Genomic DNA, 16,090 nt, shown 5'->3' with positions numbered 1-16,090 from the left:
AGAATATTTCGAATTCAATGGGTTAAAGCTCCCATAGTTTTCAACTTTAAAGAGATTGGAGATGATTTTTTCAGATCCTTGTTAATCAGACGCACAATATTCAATGTTTCAGGAGAGAGCGTATAGGGTATTTGAGGTGCGAGATCGGAATCATTTTGGGAGGGAGTTGTTGGTGGTTGATAAGGGAGGAGAGAATCTTTAACACCATAGAGTTGTTTGAGCATGATATTTTGGTGTGCGTGGAGCATGATATTATGCCATATCATAGCAGGGACACCACCACCAAAAGCACGATTCATCGGCGAAAAATTATCATTTCCCATCCATACAGCTCCAGTATAATTACCTGTAAAGCCAACAAACCAAGCATCACGATAGGATTGTGATGTTCCGGTTTTTCCGGCAACAAGAGTCATAGGGAGAGCAGCACGTTTACCGGATCCTCGTGTGGTGACACCAACCATCATTTGGTTCATATAAGCTGCTGATTGTTCACTGAGAACCCGATGTGGTTTATGACCGTTATGCTCGAAGTCCCACACAACCTGTCCATCTGTTGTTCTGATTTGCGTAAAACCGTGGCGATTTCCAGCCATGCCTCCATTAGCAAAGACATTAAAACCAGTTGCTTGATCCATGGGAGTCATATTGGATGTGCCCAGAACCATTGTTTTGTGTGATAAAATATGCGCATGAATATCCATACTTTTAATGAGATTGATGATAGGTTGGGTATCGCGGTTAAGATATTGATAGGTAAGATAGACAGGTACTGTATTGATAGAAAAGGCTAAAGCCGTGGCCAAATCGATTTTACCAAGATAATGACCAGAATTATTTTTAGGTGTCCAACCTCCCCAATTGATGGGGGCGTCTAAGACTATTGTTGAGGGGGACAAACCATGCTCCATTGCGGCTGCGTAAACATAAGGTTTAAATGAAGAACCAGGTTGCCGACCGCCTTGTGTTGCTCTGTTAAATTGACTTTTGCTATAATCCAGTCCTCCAACCATTGCACAGACAGCTCCGTTATTATCAAGTATGACAGTGGCGGCTTGTGTTGCACGATATTGTTGACCGTATTGATGTAAATGATAGGCGATTGCTTCTTCTGCTGCTTTTTGAATATCAGGATCAAGAGTGGTTTGAATGATCAAATTATGGCTGGGAAGTTGATCATGCATTTTTTTGATTTCATCGAAGACCCAATCAAGAAAATAATCAGGTTGCGTATTTTTTATTTTTGTAACAGGCTTGGCAGGATGACGATGAGCGTTAATAACTTGGCTCTCTGTCATGAATCCACTGTTAACAAGATTAGAGAGTACCACGTTGGCCCGTGTTTGGGCAGCAAAGAGATGACTATGAGGCGCGTATTTGGTTGGAGCTTTGAAGAGTCCTGCTAACATAGCGGATTCACTAAGGGAGAGATTGCGTATGTCTTTGCCAAAATAAAATTTTGCAGCAGCTGCCATACCAAAATTGTTTCCACCCATATAGGCTCGGTCAAGATAAAGTTGTAAAATCTGTTTTTTGCTGAAGTTTGCTTCTAACCAAAGGGCAAGATAAGCTTCTTTGATTTTGCGTGTTATTGTTCTTTCATTTGTTAAAAACAAATTTTTAGCCAGTTGTTGTGTAAGGGTTGAACCACCTTGAACTACACTTTTAGCCTGCATATTTTGTGAAATTGCTCGCGTGAGACCCTGTAAATCAATCCCCCAGTGATCAAAAAAACGCCTGTCCTCTGTCGCAAGAACCGCTTTAATAACATAGTCAGGTATTTCTTCAACAGGGACAGAAACAGCTGGTAATGTTCCACGATGACCGATGGGATTTCCATATCGATCTAGAAAAAGAATGGAGAATTTTTTGAAAGAATACCAATCTTTTTTTGTCAATTCGAGAACCGATATGCCAACAATGGTGAAAAGTGTAAAACCAATCACCCCTAATGTGAGTGTTTCATCAAGGATTTCTACTATAAAGCGTTTCCACCCTCGGATATGAAAACATTGTGAGATAATTTTTGCCTTACACCAGAAAAAATTGTTAGCAGAGCGGATACGATAAAGTGCTGTGTCGAACAATGCATCTATTTCAATAAGTTTAGGACTATGGAATAGTTTATTGTGTTGCGCTTTCTTTTTTTTTAAAAAGTTAAACATTGAAAGAGAGCCTGTGACAAAGTGATGCAACCAAATAAATCTATAATGATTATATGGAGTAAAAGGACTTTTTTGCTATAGTGATAACAGAGAAAGATTTTCATTTAGGATTACGATCATTTATTTCTTACAATTTTATATTCATCTTATATAAATTATGTAGTTTTTTGCTTTTATAATGATTGTATAAGCATTAAGAAGATTTTATTTTTAAAATTATTAAATTTTAGAAGTGTATTTCTTTATTAAGTTATTAAATAGAAAGAAAATGAGTTTTTATGTATAGTTTTGGAATAACTCAAAAAAAACATTATTCATTTTATATTCAGGTAGAATAGGGTATAAAATATCTATGATGAGAAAAGTTTTCTTTTTTGGAATGATATTGGTTTTTCTAGGTGCGGATTCTGTCATAGCTTCTGGGTGTATTGAAATTGGTAGGGAGATTGCTGTCCAAAAAAGTGGGGTTTTGGTACGTTCAACACCTGTTGTTAAGGATGGAAGAGATACATGTGTGGTTGTGGTCGTAGTGCCTGCCCGAGAGGGTGAAAAGTTACGTCGTGTTGAGGTTGCCGTTCCCGCTGATTAGGGCTTAGCAGATGTTGTGATGCGTATTTTAATTGTTGAAGATGATCGGAATCTCAATCATCAATTAGCGGAAGCTGTAAAAAGTGCGGGGTATGTTTCCGATAGTGCTTTTGATGGTGAAGAGGCTTACTTTTTAGGAAGTACAGAGTCTTATGATGCTGTAATTCTCGATATCGGTTTGCCACATAGAGATGGAATTCATGTTATTGAAAGGTGGCGTCAAGAAGGGTATTCCATGCCTGTTTTAATGCTTACAGCGCGAGATCGTTGGTCTGATAAGGTGTGCGGCATTGATGCAGGTGCTGACGATTATGTTGTTAAGCCATTTCATTTGGAAGAAGTGATGGCGCGGTTACGTGCACTAATTCGTCGAGCAACGGGGCATGCGACAAGCACATTATGCTGTGGTGGTGTTTTGTTGGATACCAAGACCTCTCGTGTTTTTGTTAATGATCAATTGATTAAATTGACATCCTATGAATTCAGACTTCTTTCCTATCTCATGCATCATTGTGATAGAGTGGTTTCAAGGACAGAGCTTACTGAACATCTTTATGACCAAGATTTTGACAAAGATTCGAATACGGTAGAAGTTTTTGTGGGGCGGTTACGTAAAAAGCTTGGTGTAGATTTGATTGAGACTATTCGAGGAATGGGTTATCGCGTGAAAACGCTAGGTGATCAATGAATGTTTTAAAAAAGAATAATTGGTTTAGGAGGCTATTTTTTTTCGTTAGTAAATCTCTCAGTTTACGCGTTATGATCTTATCAACATTCTGGGTGGTTATTTCGCTTTCATCGATTTGTGCAGTCAGTATTTTATTCTATCAGCGCTTAAGTGAACAAAACTTAGAGCGTATTCTTTCTACCCAACTTTATAGTCTTATTGCAACAGTAACGGTCTCACCTGAGGGGAATTTGGGGGGAAGTGTTGGGATTGATGATATTCGTTATTCTGATCCAACAACGGGATGGTATTGGGAAGTTATTGCTTTATCACATAATCTAAAAGGAAGATTGACATCTCCATCATTGGGAACAGGAAGAATATTTGCACCGAGTGATGTCGATATACCTTTTGACAATAAATTCTTTCGTTCTTATCGAATAAAAGATAACAATGGACAGAAGTTACAAGTCATTGAGAGTGATGTTGTTCTGGATAATCAAAATCATATTGCGCGTTTTCGCCTTATTGGGAATATTGATGAAGCACATGCACAAGTACGGGGATTTAAGCGGACTTTACAAATTTTTCTTTGGAGTTTTGGTATAGGGAGTGTTCTTATCAACATCGCTATTGTTTTATTTAGTTTTCAACCATTGAAGCTTATCCAACGAGCATTGAATGATATTCGCGAAGGCAAAAGTCATTATGTGAATACGGATTTAGTAAGCGAAGTTATGCCACTAGCACAAGAAATGAATGCACTCATCAAGAATAATCAGCGTATTATTGAACGGTTTCGTACACAGGTTGGTAATCTTGCTCATTCGTTGAAAACACCTCTGTCTGTGACTATAAATGAGATTGATAAGATGTGTGGAGAACAGGCTTTTGTGTTGAGAGAGCAAATGCAAATAATGCAAGCTCAAATAAATCATTATCTTCAGCGTGCCCGAATTGCAGCACAGAGTGATAGTATTATTTATCAAACATCTGTTCGCGGAGTGATTGATCGTTTGGTACGGGTTATGAAAACACTTAACCCTGAAAAGCAGTTTCAATTTGTTATGGATGTTGATAATGTTGTTTTTTCTGGTGAAAAGGAAGATCTAGAGGAAATTGTAGGAAATTTGATTGAGAATGCTGCTCAGTGGGCGCGCACAAAAGTTCTCATCTCCTGTCATTTTGAAGAAAATGTTAAAGAAAAAGAATCCTTCAGTATTCTCGTAGAGGATGATGGCTCTGGTTTAGCAGAAGACAAGATTGATGAAGCTTTAAAAAGGGGGCGTCGGTTTGATGAAAGTAAGCCAGGGACAGGTTTAGGGTTAGCGATTGTTTCAGATTTGGTCAATGAATATGGTGGAAGTCTTTTTTTATCGCGTTCTGACCTAGGAGGATTATATGCAAAAGTTTTATTACCTTCAGGTAAGAAATAAAATATTTTGTTTTCGTATTATTGACACGTATGAGAAGAGTGAAAGATAAGTTTTACGGTGATTTTTATAAGAAAATGCGTTTCTATTTTATATCAGTTCTTGCAAACAAGGGAGAAGGAGAGATTGGTCATGCTGTTTCATTTTCCTGTTTCTACTCAAATGATATACTTATTTTTATAATACTTTTTCTCACTGTTCTGAAGAGTGTTCTTTTACTATATTCTAGCGATGGAATAGAAAAAGAGCAGAAAGCTGAAAACATTGATAGTTATAAAGCTGTCTCTATTCGTTTAACTCTAACAAGACCCGCATGCATTATAAGAAAAAACATATTTTAAACGCTCTTAGTATTTTATTTGTTCTTTGTATAACATGGAGCATTTACAGTTTAACAGGTAATCCAAAAGTTAAAAGCTATTTTTTTAGTGAATTAATGGATAAGGATCCAAAGGCACTTAGTAGGCATGAACAACTTGTTCGTTTACAAGTGCTTTTTTTTCGTGCTCCTCATGATGGTAAGCTAGCAGATGCATTAGCAGTAGGATATCTAGAGGAAGGTTATTTTCAAGATGCCGTCAATATTTATTTAGATGCGCTTCGCTTGAATGGAGAATCTGCTCCAAGGCTTGTTGGGTATGGGTTGGCATTGGTTGGTTATGAGGGGGGAATCATAACACAACAAGCACAAGATGCTTTTCAAAAAGCAGCAGATTTAGCGCCAAAAGATTTTTATCCTCGTTTATTATTAGCCGAGGCGCTTCATCAGGAAGGCAAGTCTGCGCAGGCAGTGCGGTTTTTACAAAATTTTCTTGATACTATGCCTGAAGATTTTTTAGGACGATTGCGTGTTGAAGCCATGATAGCTCAGTTACGTAATTTACCAAATTAAATATTGAAAAAGTAATGATTATAGCAAGTTCAGACTATTAAATCAGAAGAAGTAAAAAATCCAGAAGAGTAAGTAAAGTAGTGGTTACGCTAGGTAGTTTAAGATACGTGATGAGGAAATGAAAGAACTACAACCAAGGAATGATGTGACAAAATAAACTAAGGCATGATGAGGGAGAGTTTTGAGCAAAAGTAACTATTTTATAAAGAAGTAAAAAGGCATTGAGAAGCTCTTTAGGAAGGAGAAGATATTAGACTAAAAAGTTGCGTGCATAGATAAGATATGCGAAGCTCTTATAACGTGTTTATAAAGAAAATTCTCGTAGAATGTCTATGAACAGTCAATTGTTCCATAACTCTCCTTCATTGAGAGTCATTTTAAAGCAACGAAAAAAAAAGCGATTGCTGATGATTTTATTATGTTGTTTCGTGATAGCGTTTGCAGCAAGTCTTCTTATCTATGCAATGCGTAATACGGTAAGTTTTTTTCGAACGCCATCTGAAATTATAAGAGAGGATATACTAACGGGGCGCTCTTTACGTTTGGGCGGTTTCGTTGAAAAGGGGACTGTTCAATATGTTGGAGAAAGGGGCATTATTTTTTTCGTAACGGATAACATAAAACACGAAAAAGTGATTTTTGATGGAGTTTTACCGGATCTTTTTCGTGAAGGTCAGGGGGTTGTTGTAGAAGGTTATTTTGATAAACAGGGTTTTTTTATAGGGACGCGTATTTTAGCAAAACATGATGAGACTTATATGTCTAAAGAAACGGCTCGTTACTTGAACAAACGTCACAGTGTGGAGAGATAATTCGATTGTGCTTGTCGAACTTGGCCATATTTTTTTATCAGCAGCTTTTGCAGTGAGTTTATTGCAAGCATTCTTCCCAGTTTTTGGTATTTTATGGGGGGAGCGTTCATTGAAGCAAATGGTTGTTCCACTCACATATATTACTTTCACATTATTGCTTTTATCTTTTTTGATTATTGTTCATGCACATTTGGTATCTGATTTTTCTGTTTTGAATGTTGTGGAGAATAGTCATTCGGAAAAACCAATATTGTATAAAATCACTGGTGTTTGGGGAAACCACGAAGGGTCGATGTTGTTATGGGTTTTAAGCCTCGCTTTTTTTAGTACATTGATGGCGTTTTTTAGCCAACATCTGCCAGAACAGTTTAAGGCACTCGTTCTCATTTGCCAAAGTTGGATTACAAGCGCTTTTCTTTTATTTATTCTTTTTTTATCCAACCCATTTTTACGTGTTAATCCACCAGCATTACAGGGGAATGATCTTAATCCTCTTTTACAAGATATATCCCTAGCAATTCATCCACCGCTTCTTTATTTAGGCTATGTTGGTTTTTCAATTTGTTTTTCTTTTGCAATAGCTGCCTTAGTCACAGGACATGTCGATAGAATTTGGGCACACTGGATTCGCCCTTGGGTTCTCCTTTCTTGGATTTTTTTAACACTTGGTATCATGGTTGGGTCCTATTGGGCTTATTATGAGTTAGGATGGGGGGGGTATTGGTTTTGGGATCCAGTCGAAAATGTTTCATTTATGCCATGGCTTTCAGGAACAGCTCTTTTGCACTCTACCATAGTTCTTGAAAAGCGGGATACATTGAAAAGTTGGACTGTATTTTTAGCTCTTCTGACTTTTTCTCTTTCTCTGATGGGGACTTTTCTTGTTCGTTCCGGTCTTTTAATGTCGGTTCATAGTTTTGCTGTTGATCCAGCACGGGGATGGGCAATCCTTTTACTTTTATTCTTCTTCATGGGAGGAGCTTTTTTTCTTTTTGCTTTGCGTGCACCTGTTTTGCAAACAGGGCGATTATTCCAACCAATTTCACGTGAAGGCTTTATTATTTTAAATAATTTGTTCCTTACAACAATAACAGCAACAGTATTGGTTGGTACGCTCTACCCTTATTTTATTGAGGCATTCATTGGACAGAAAATTTCTGTAGGTGCTCCTTTTTTTAACCTCACCTGTGGACCTTTAATGATATTATTGTTGTTGTTGGTTCCATTTGGATCAATGATGGCATGGAAACGTGGTGATTTTTTTGCAGTTTTTGAACGGTTGTGGTTTGTTTTTGCGTTAGTTTGTGTAGCCTGTTTTATAACATTTTATGCTGCATCTTTTCGTGATATTTTTGCTGCTTTAGGAATTGGACTTTCAGTTTTTGTTTTTTTAGGCAGTTTAGCTGATCTTTGGGAAAAAAGTGGACCTCGCAAGATAGCTTTATTGGTGCGGATTAAAAGATTTATGGGATTACCATGGTCGGTTTTTGGTGCGGCAATAGCGCATATGGGATTAGGTGTTACATTATTTGGTATTGTCTGTGTTGCGACTTTTGGGCAAGAGCGTATTCTCACCATGGACATAGGAGATAGGGTCACGATAGCGGATAAAACCTTGTATTTGGATGAAGTACGCGATGGTGCTGGTCCGAATTATTCTACGATGGAGTTTCATTTTACAGTATATGAAAATAAAAGCGCTGTGCGTAGGGTAACAGCATCAAAACGATTTTATTCAAGCCAAAATACGTCAACAACGGAAGTTGGTATTCAAAATCATGGCTTATCTCAATTATATATTGTACCAGGACGTATAGATGATCAGGGGCTTGTTTTACATATATGGTGGAAGCCTTACGTAATATGTGTTTGGTTAGGGGCATTCATGATGGCTATGGGGGGGGGGCTTTCTCTTTTGGGTTATTTGTTCCGCATGAAAGCGCACAACAGGAGAGATTGCTTTAAATTTTCTGGAAAAACATTAAGATGAAAAACCTATTGCTTTGGACTTTATTTTTTTTAATTATGATTTTTCCTTTGCGGTTGGTGATAGCAGTAGAGCCGGATGAGATTTTAGAGGATACAGTTCTTGAATCGCGTGCGCGAGATATCTCGTCACATTTGCGCTGTCCGGTTTGCCAAAATCAATCCATTGATGATTCAGAGAGTTCTTTGGCACGTGATCTACGATTTTTAATTCGGGAAAGATTGAAAATGGGACATACTAATCAGCAAGTTATTGATTTTCTTGTTGAACGATATGGTGCGTTTATTCTCTTGAAACCGCCATTTAATAAGACAACTTGGTTTTTATGGTTGTCGCCTTTGGTCATTCTTATTATTGGTGCAAGCACTATATTTTTTAGGATAAGACACTGCAAAAGCACAAAAAAATAATGATTTTGAATGGAAATGAAGAAAAAACAGTCGAAAATATCGTTGTGTTAAAAGAGGTGTTGTATAAAGAAAAACTCAAGTTATTTAAATGAGTTATTCAGCCTTATGGAGAAGTGAGGTGTTGTTGTGACCTTAAACCTTACAAAACTTTAATATTTTAGACAGAAAACGGTAAGGTCTGCTGTTTTATAAGGGATCGCAATCTAGATAAAAATATGATGGAATAGGAGTGTATACCAAATGATTAAAAAAACTTTCTTTAAAACATTAATCGCAGTCAGTTTTTCTGCTGCGTTGGAAAGTGCACTGTTTTTTAGTGGATGTGGATCAAGCTTGTGGACGACAGCGGCTCATGCCAATTCTGTATTTACTTCATTCATGCAACAGCCGGGATTTGCAGATATTGTTTCTCAAGTAAAACCTGCGGTTGTTTCAGTGCAAGTGAAGAGCAATAAAAAGAAAGACGAGTGGTCTTTTAGCAATTTTTTTAGTGGTCCAGGTATCGACCAGTTACCAGATCAACATCCTTTGAAAAGATTTTTTAAAGAGTTTTATGATTTAGACAAGCCTAAAAATAAGTTTCCATCACATTCACACAGACTTCGTCCTATAGCTTTTGGATCAGGCTTTTTTATTTCATCTGATGGTTATATTGTAACCAATAATCATGTGATTTCTGATGGCACCAGTTATTCTGTTGTTCTTGATGATGGTACAGAATTGAATGCTAAGCTCATTGGATCAGATCCACGAACTGATCTTGCAGTTTTGAAAGTGAACGACAAAAGAAAATTTTCCTATGTTGATTTTGGTGATGATACAAAGCTTCGCGTTGGTGATTGGGTCGTTGCTATTGGTAATCCATTTGGTCTTGGTGGCACTGTAACAGCCGGTATTGTTTCGGCACGTGGACGTGATATTGGAACGGGTTCCTATGATGATTTTATTCAGATTGATGCCGCTGTTAATAGAGGAAATTCTGGTGGGCCAACTTTTGATCTCAATGGAAAGGTTGTTGGAGTTAATACAGCAATTTTTTCTCCTTCTGGAGGGAATGTTGGGATTGCTTTTGCTATTCCGGCAGCGACAGTGAAACAGGTTGTGCAACAACTTATCGAAAAAGGTTCTGTTCAGCGTGGTTGGCTGGGAGTTCAGATTCAACCAGTAACGAAGGAGATTTCAGACTCAATAGGTTTGAAAGAGGACAAAGGTGCTTTAATCACTGATCCATTAAAAGGACCAGCAGAAAAGGCTGGTATCAAGGCAGGGGATGTCATTATTTCAGTGAATGGTGAAAAAATTAATGATGCGCGTGATTTAGCGAAGCGTATAGCAAATATTAGACCAGGTGAAACAGTGACGTTGGGTATTTGGAGATCCGGTAAGGAGGAAAATATAAAAGTTAAGCTTGCTTCAATGCCTGAAGATGAAGGAAAGAAAGAGGGTTCAAAATATTCAAATAAGCGCAATGATGCAGATGAAACATTAGAAGATTATGGTTTGATTGTTGCTCCTTCTGATGATGGTATAGGATTGGTCGTAACGGATGTAGATTCAGATTCAGACGCTGCAGATAAGGGGATACGCCCCGGTGATGTGATTATAACAGTGAATAATAAGTCTGTTAAAAAGGTTTCTGATATTACCGATACAATCAAGTATGCTCAAAAGCTAGGGCGAAAGGCAATACTCCTACAAGTGCGAACAAATGGTCAAAATCGTTTTGTTGCTCTTCCAATTTTCAAAAAATAACATTTCGTTTGTTGTAGGGCAGAGATTTTGTAGATCTCTGTCCTACAACACAATTTGATAAAATAACGGAGATACGTTTTATGAAGATACTCGTTATTGAAGATGATCGTGAGACGGGCCGTTATCTCGAGAAAGCTTTTTCGGAGGTGGGACATTCAGTTGATGTTGCCTATGATGGAGATACTGGATATGCTTTAGCTGATGCGGAAAGTTATGACGTTATGGTTGTTGATCGGATGCTTTTGCATCGTGATGGTCTTTCTATTATTTCTGAATTACGTGCTAAAGGCAATGAAACACCCGTTCTCATCCTTTCAGCTTTAGGGCAAGTAAATGATCGTGTAACGGGTTTACGTGCAGGGGGTGATGACTATTTGACAAAACCTTATGCTTTTTCTGAGCTTCTTGCGCGTGTTGAAGTGTTGCAGCGGCGGAAAAATCCTAAAGAGGCAGAAACTGTTTATTACGTAGGAAATCTTGAACTTGATCGGTTAGCACATACAGTAAAACGGGGTGATAGAAATATCATATTGCAACCAAGAGAATTTCGTTTACTTGAATATTTGATGCGCTATGCTGGTCAGGTTGTTACACGCACTATGCTTTTGGAAAATGTTTGGGATTACCATTTTGATCCGCAAACAAATGTCATTGATGTCCATATATCCCGTTTAAGAGCAAAAATTGAAAAAGATTTTGATCTCCCACTTCTCCATACTGTGCGTGGAGCTGGATATATGCTGAAAGCACCAGATAAAAAAACATGAATCGTCTGATCAATGTAATACGTACGACTGCATTTAGGCTCTCAGCACTTTATATTTTGTTGTTTGGCTTAGTTGCAATAGGGCTTTCTATTTATATGATGGCATTTTCTGCTTCGTTGTTAACGGAGCAAACCGAGCAGGCTCTCCATGAAGAATTAAAGTATATTGAAAACGCTTATAATTATGGTGGGCTTCCTTTATTAATGCGGACTATCGATTATCGTTCGCGACAACCTGGGGCTTTTCTTTATCTTGTTGCTGATCCTATGGGGCGCATTTTAGCAGGCAATGTTGCGCGGATTGAATTAGGTCTTTTGAATCATAATGGTTTTATTGCAAATTCTTTTTTGTATTCACGTTTTGGAGAATATGGCAAAACAAGTGAACATCGCGCTTTAGCAATTGTTGTTGATTTGCCTAATGCTATGAAGGTTCTTATAGGGCGAGATTTGGATGAACCAGAACGTTTTGCAGTGGTTATTCGTAAAGCAGTTATAATTGCTCTTGCAGCAATGCTTGGAGGGGCTTTACTCATATGGTTTTTTGTTGGTAGGCGGGCATTGCAAAGGATTGATCATGTGACAGCTGCATCCCAGCGCTTGATGGATGGTGATTTCAGTGAGCGTTTGCCTGTTTCTGGGGTAGGGGATGAGTTTGATCGATTGTCCGCTAATCTTAATGTTATGCTAGACCGCATTGAAGAATTAAATATTGGTTTGCGTCAAGTATCTGACAATATTGCACATGATCTGAAGACACCGCTGACACGCCTTAGAAATCGTGCTGAGGAAGCACTTTCTGGGCAAAAGACAAAGCTTGAATATCGTCAAGTACTTGATGGGGTTATTGCTGAATCTGATCAACTTATTCGTACTTTTAATGCCATTTTAATGATTTCACGCATTGAAGCGAGCAGCGCAATTGAACATCTTGAGATTATGAATATGAAGCTTATCCTTGAAGATGCCGTTGAACTTTATGAGCCTTTTGCTGAAGAAACAGGTGTTTTGCTTCGGTTGGGGGATACATTTGATAAAGAGCTTAAATTAAATCGTGAGCTTGTTGCGCAATCAATTTTTAATCTTATAGATAATGCAATTAAATATGCCTCTAAAGATGGAAGAGAGGCGAAGGTTTGCTTATCGATGGAATATCGGGATGAACATTTATTGGTTGTTGTGAGCGATAATGGTCCAGGAATTGCAGCGGATAAACGTGAAAAAGTAACAGAACGATTTGTTCGCCTTGAAGAAAGTCGTACACAGCCTGGTTTTGGTATTGGTCTAAGTATAGCAAAAGCTGTTATGAAACTTCATGGTGGTGAGCTTTTACTTGAAAATGCAAATCCAGGATTGAGGGCTGTTTTATTATTTCCTTAAAGATATTTCTGCTTCATTATTTTATTTTAATATCTATGGCTGTTTTTCCTTGCAGTATAATGCAAGAGAAAAAAGGTAAAATACCTTTCAAGGAAATATAGATGAAAGCTGCTTTTTTAAAAACACAATTGCTCCCTTTATGCCCCCTTGATGAGAGCGGTTCTCAATGGCTGAAAGACCTTGAAGAACAAGCAAGGAAAGAAAAGTTAGAATCGCTTGTTTCCTTTCTTTTAAAGAGGGGAAAACAAATTGAGTTTATAAGGGCGGTTATGACTTTATCTCCTTTTTTGCGTGAAGTCTTAATCGCCAATCCATCGTATCTTAACCCCTTATTGGATGTTGATATAGAAACAAGACTAAGCGAAATTATAGATGATATTGCAGCCATTGATAAGAATGAAGCTATACAGGAAACTTCATTGATGGCTGCTTTAAGGCGCAAAAAAAAAGAAGCACATGTTCTCATTGCTTTAGCTGATTTGAGTGGTGTTTTTACTTACGAAATTTCATGCGCTTGGTTAACACGTTTAGGAGAAGCCGCATTAGGTGTAGCACTCCGTTTTCTTTTGAGAGAGGCGCACGATCATGGTAAGATAAGTTTGTCAAGTCGTGATAATCCTGAAAAAGACTGTGGTTTAATCATTTTAGGAATGGGAAAATTGGGAGCAGGAGAACTTAATTATTCTTCTGATATTGATCTTATTGTTTTCATTGATGAAATGTCACCTCATATTGGTAATCTTTCTAAGAGTGTTGATGTATTCTCTAAAATGGTACGCCGCTTGATCCGTATCATTCAAGAACGTACAGCGGAGGGATATGTTTTTCGTCTCGATTTTCGGCTTCGACCAGATCCTAGTTCAACCCCTCTGGCTTTACCAGTAAGGACTGCGTTGCGTTATTACGAGGGACGCGGCCAAAATTGGGAGCGAGCAGCTATGATTAAAGCACGCCCCGTTGCTGGCGATAAAAAGGCGGGCTTTTATTTTCTTAAAGAGCTTTTTCCTTATGTGTGGCGGAAATATTTAGATTATGCTGCTATTGCTGATATTCATTCGATCAAACGTCAAATTCATGCGTACAAAAATTATGGTCAAATTGCTGCTTATGGGCATAATATAAAATTAGGGCGAGGTGGGATTCGCGAGATTGAGTTTTTTGTCCAGACACAACAACTCATTGCTGGTGGGCGCTTTCCCCAATTACGTGGACATCAGACAGTTGCAATGTTAGCAGAACTTCACACGCTTGGTTGGATCAGTGAGAAAACGAAAGATAGCCTTGTAAAAAGTTATGCTTTTTTACGAAATGTAGAACACCGTATTCAGATGCTTGCAGATGAGCAAACGCATCTTCTCCCCCATGATATTTCTCAATTTACCAGTGTTGCCTATTTGATGGGGTATCAAGAAGCGAGTAGCTTTATTCGTGATTTATTAAAAACGCTTCAGGTCGTTGAAAAACATTATGCTGCATTGTTTGAGAATGAGCAAGAACTTGGTTTAGAAATTGGCAATTTAGTTTTTACAGGTGAACAAGATGACCCAGAGACATTAATAACATTAAGTCGTTTAGGTTTTGAAAGAGCAAGTGATATTTGTCGTATTATGCGTACACTCCATTGTGGGCGTTATAAAGCAACGCAATCTGCTGAAGCGCGTGAGAGATTAACGGAATTAACACCAGCTCTTTTGAAAGCTTTTGGTGCGACAAAACGCGCCGATGAAGCGATGTTGTGTTTTGATAGTTTTTTACAAGGTTTACCTTCAGGAATTCAGCTTTTTAGTTTATTGCAATCTAATCCCTCTCTTTTGGATATGTTGGTACTTATTATGGGAGCGGCACCACGTCTTGCGGAAATTATTACACGTAAACCCCATGTTTTTGATGGAATGTTAGATCCAAGCATTTTTTCAGAATTACCAACAAAAATTTACCTAGAAAAACGGCTTGAATGTTTTCTTGAAGGCGTAACTTCTTATGAAGAAATTCTTGATAATTTAAGGATTTTTGCTGATGAGCAGCGTTTTTTGATTGGTATTCGAATTTTAAATGGTGCAATTACAGGAGAAAGAGCAGGTTTTGCATTTACCGCGCTTGCTGACCTTATGATTGCAAAAACTTTTGCTGCGGTTCAAAAGGAATTTTTTCGTCTTCATGGCAGCATTAAAGGAGGACGTGTTGGCATACTGGGAATGGGGAAACTTGGAAGTCGTGAATTAACTGCTGGTTCGGATATTGATCTTATTTTGCTTTATGAACATGATGAGGATGCGGAAATATCTGATGGAGAAAAGCCTCTCTATATTTCTCAATATTACACGCGTTTGACGCAGCGTTTGGTTGCTGCTTTATCTACTCTTACAAGCCAAGGGGTTCTTTATTCCGTTGATTTAAGATTGCGGCCGTTAGGTAATAAGGGGCCTGTTGCGGTTTCGTTTCAATTTTTTAAGAAATATTATCGCCAAGAAGCGTGGATATGGGAACATCTTGCTTTAACACGAGCACGGGGTATTGCTGGTGATCCTGACTTTTTACAAAAATTAGAAAATGAAGTTCGTACAATTATTTCGTTTCCTCGTAAAAGGAAGGATGTAACAAAAGCAGTATGTGAAATGCGTACTTTGATTGCAAAAGAAAAACCGCCAAAGAATCGATGGGATTTAAAAACGATGCCCGGTGGTATTATAGACTTGGAGTTTATTGCTCAATTTGCCCTTATTACGCATGTAATTGTATTTCAAATTGGAGCAACGACAGCGGATATTTTAGTACAATTACCGAACAGTTTTCTTAAACGGTCGTTTATTTCTGATTTGCGTCATGCCTATAGCCTCTATACAAATTTAAGCCAAATTATACGACTTTGCTTAAATGATTCTCTCGATTCTCATGAGATGCCACCTGGATTAAGCGATCTTTTGTTAAGAAGTGTTGGGGAGCCTGATTTGCTTCGCGTTGAAACATTAATTGAGGAAACAAGGAAATCGGTATGTTCAATTTTTACGCATTTGATGAAAAATAAGTTATTTTAATAATTTATATAATTTTAGCTAAAATATAAAAATAATAATGTAATAAATATGGCAATATAAGACTATAAATAAATAAAATTTTTTTATCTATTTTATATATTTAATAAACAAAAACATTTTTTATTAAATAATAGAATAATTATTTAAATTATTTTATTAATTCTTCTGAAAATAATAATTTTCATTAGTAATATGTATAATTA

General features: G+C 37.6%; 12 protein-coding genes. 11 read left to right on the top strand and 1 reads right to left on the bottom strand.

Annotated features, from left to right (window positions below):
* Positions 1 to 14 precede the first annotated feature (14 nt).
* Positions 15 to 2,165, bottom strand: a complete 2,151-nt coding sequence (locus J7R12_RS03500) for a transglycosylase domain-containing protein (RefSeq protein ID WP_126602914.1) — start codon at positions 2,163 to 2,165, stop codon at positions 15 to 17.
* A 352-nt stretch (positions 2,166 to 2,517) separates the two neighbouring features.
* On the opposite strand from J7R12_RS03500, the gene J7R12_RS03495 reads away from it, so the two are divergent.
* From J7R12_RS03495 to J7R12_RS03445, 11 genes are all read left to right on the top strand, one after another.
* Entirely contained in the window at positions 2,518 to 2,754 is a 237-nt protein-coding gene (locus J7R12_RS03495) for a hypothetical protein (protein ID WP_126602915.1), read from the top strand.
* 18 nt (positions 2,755 to 2,772) lie between these two features.
* Positions 2,773 to 3,441, top strand: a complete 669-nt coding sequence (locus tag J7R12_RS03490) for a response regulator transcription factor (RefSeq protein WP_126602917.1) — start codon at positions 2,773 to 2,775, stop codon at positions 3,439 to 3,441.
* A complete protein-coding gene (locus tag J7R12_RS03485) occupies positions 3,438 to 4,856 on the top strand; it encodes an ATP-binding protein (protein ID WP_126602919.1) in 1,419 nt (472 codons plus the stop codon). The genes J7R12_RS03490 and J7R12_RS03485 overlap by 4 nt, the downstream gene beginning before the upstream one ends.
* Before the next feature lie 433 nt (positions 4,857 to 5,289).
* A complete protein-coding gene (locus tag J7R12_RS03480; protein ID WP_234924828.1) occupies positions 5,290 to 5,745 on the top strand; it encodes a tetratricopeptide repeat protein in 456 nt (151 codons plus the stop codon).
* A gap of 332 nt (positions 5,746 to 6,077) precedes the next feature.
* The gene (gene ccmE / locus J7R12_RS03475; protein ID WP_126602923.1) at positions 6,078 to 6,557 is read left to right on the top strand and encodes a cytochrome c maturation protein CcmE; all 480 of its coding nucleotides are present in this window, start codon (positions 6,078 to 6,080) and stop codon (positions 6,555 to 6,557) included.
* Between the two features lie 7 nt (positions 6,558 to 6,564).
* Complete coding sequence (locus J7R12_RS03470; protein WP_126602925.1) at positions 6,565 to 8,547, top strand: heme lyase CcmF/NrfE family subunit; 1,983 nt, start codon at positions 6,565 to 6,567, stop codon at positions 8,545 to 8,547.
* Complete coding sequence (locus J7R12_RS03465) at positions 8,544 to 8,954, top strand: cytochrome c-type biogenesis protein (RefSeq protein ID WP_126602926.1); 411 nt, start codon at positions 8,544 to 8,546, stop codon at positions 8,952 to 8,954. Before J7R12_RS03470 ends, J7R12_RS03465 begins: the two co-directional genes overlap by 4 nt.
* A 240-nt stretch (positions 8,955 to 9,194) precedes the next feature.
* Positions 9,195 to 10,706 carry a Do family serine endopeptidase gene (locus J7R12_RS03460; RefSeq protein ID WP_126602928.1) on the top strand — a complete coding sequence of 504 codons (1,512 nt, stop codon included), beginning with the start codon at positions 9,195 to 9,197 and terminating at the stop codon, positions 10,704 to 10,706.
* A gap of 80 nt (positions 10,707 to 10,786) precedes the next feature.
* Positions 10,787 to 11,473, top strand: coding sequence for a response regulator transcription factor (locus tag J7R12_RS03455; RefSeq protein ID WP_126602930.1), 687 nt, complete (start codon positions 10,787 to 10,789; stop codon positions 11,471 to 11,473).
* On the top strand, positions 11,470 to 12,852 hold the full coding sequence (locus J7R12_RS03450; RefSeq protein ID WP_126602931.1) for a sensor histidine kinase: 1,383 nt from the start codon (positions 11,470 to 11,472) through the stop codon (positions 12,850 to 12,852). Before J7R12_RS03455 ends, J7R12_RS03450 begins: the two co-directional genes overlap by 4 nt.
* 101 nt (positions 12,853 to 12,953) lie before the next feature.
* Positions 12,954 to 15,887, top strand: coding sequence for a bifunctional [glutamine synthetase] adenylyltransferase/[glutamine synthetase]-adenylyl-L-tyrosine phosphorylase (locus J7R12_RS03445; RefSeq protein ID WP_126602933.1), 2,934 nt, complete (start codon positions 12,954 to 12,956; stop codon positions 15,885 to 15,887).
* The last annotated feature ends 203 nt before the right edge of the window (positions 15,888 to 16,090 follow it).

The sequence above is a fragment of the Bartonella vinsonii subsp. vinsonii genome (genome assembly GCF_902825235.1).
In the GTDB taxonomy this organism is placed as follows: domain Bacteria; phylum Pseudomonadota; class Alphaproteobacteria; order Rhizobiales; family Rhizobiaceae; genus Bartonella; species Bartonella vinsonii.
Note: the sequence above shows the minus strand (reverse complement) of the source record. Positions and strands in the feature narration are given on the sequence as shown.